The 1,628-nt window shown below is 62.1% G+C and carries 1 protein-coding gene; it reads left to right on the forward strand.

The window, feature by feature from the left end; translation table 11 throughout:
• Positions 1-231: 231 nt before the first annotated feature.
• Positions 232-1,628, forward strand: a 1,397-nt coding sequence (locus NKI31_RS31755) for a potassium transporter Kup (protein WP_352653450.1), incomplete at its 3' end; no start/stop codon positions are given.

Here is a 1,628-nt window from a genome sequence, read left to right on the forward strand (position 1 = left end):
ATCGGGCTCGCCCGCTCGGCGGCCGATGCGACGGAGTATTTCCAGATCCCGACCGGACGTGTGGTCGAGATCGGCACGCAGGTGGCGATCTGAGGTTTCCGGCAGCCTTTGACGCCACGCACCGGTTGCGGGGCAAGCCCTGCGCTGGGAACATGGTAGCCCTACCGTCACGGCACTTGATATTGCATCGCAGCAAGCGTAGAGCACCGCGCGCTTATCGGAGTGTCGTCCATGGCCCTTACCAATGCTGGTATTGAGGCAGAACCCGTCGAACAATCGAGCCATCCCGAAATCGAACAGCACAGCACCAAAGTTCTGATGCTGGGCGCGCTCGGTGTGGTCTATGGCGACATCGGCACCAGCCCGATCTACGCCTTCCGGGAAGCGCTTGTTGCGTCCTCCGGCGGCGAAATCGCCGAGCGCGGCGATATTCTGGGCGTGCTGTCGCTGATCATCTGGTCGTTGACGATTATCGTCACCATCAAATACATCATGTTCGTGCTCAGAGCCGACAACCGAGGCGAGGGCGGCGTGCTGTCGCTGATGGCGCTGGCGCGCGGCAGTTTCCCGACCCGCTCGGCGATCATCCTGGCCATCGGTATTGTCGGCGCGTCATTGTTCTTCGGTGACGCCGTCATCACGCCGGCAATCTCGGTGCTTTCGGCGGTTGAAGGCATGAATGTCGTTACCCCGACCTTCCAGCCCTACGTCGTGCCGCTGACGCTGGTCATCCTGGCGATCCTGTTTTCGGTGCAGCGCTTCGGGACCGGCGGTGTGGCGCTGATCTTCGGGCCGATCACGGCGGTCTGGTTCCTGGCTATCGGTCTTTCGGGCTTGAACCACATCATCGCCGATCCCGAAATCCTGTGGGCGGTCAGCCCGCACTACATCGTCGCCTTCCTGATCAATTCGCCCGATGTCGCCTTCGTCACCATCGGCGCCATCTTCCTCGCCGTCACCGGTGCCGAAGCGCTTTATGCCGATCTCGGCCATTTCGGCCGCAAGCCCATCGTGCTCGCCTGGCTGGCCATCGTGTTTCCCTGCCTACTGCTAAACTATGCCGGGCAGGGCGCTTTCGTGCTGGCGAAGAACGGTCACGTCGGCCATCCATTCTTCGAGATGAACGAAGGCTGGACGCTGATCCCGATGGTGGTATTGGCAACCGCGGCGACGGTCATCGCCAGCCAGGCGGTCATATCGGGCGCCTTCTCGCTGACCAGGCAGGCGGTGCAGCTCAATATGCTGCCGCGCCTCGAAATCCTGCACACGTCGGAACGGCAGTCGGGCCAGATCTACATGCCGCGCGTCAATGTTTTGCTGGCGTTGGCGGTGATGTTGCTGGTCGTCGGTTTCGGCGAATCGAGCAAGCTCGCCTCCGCCTATGGCATCTCGGTGACCGGCAACATGTTGGTGACGACGGTGCTGCTGTTCGTCGTCATGACCCGCATCTGGAAATGGCGGCTGTGGGTGGCGGTCGCCATGACGGCGCTGTTCGGCTTCATCGACATCGGCTTCTTCGCCTCCAACATCGTGAAGGTGTTCGAGGGCGGCTGGGCGTCGCTTGCGGTGGCCTTCACCATCGTTCTGGCGATGTGGACCTGGGTGCGCGGCAGCCGCTATCTGTTCGA

The organism is Mesorhizobium sp. M0659, from assembly GCF_040320605.1.
GTDB lineage: Bacteria > Pseudomonadota > Alphaproteobacteria > Rhizobiales > Rhizobiaceae > Mesorhizobium.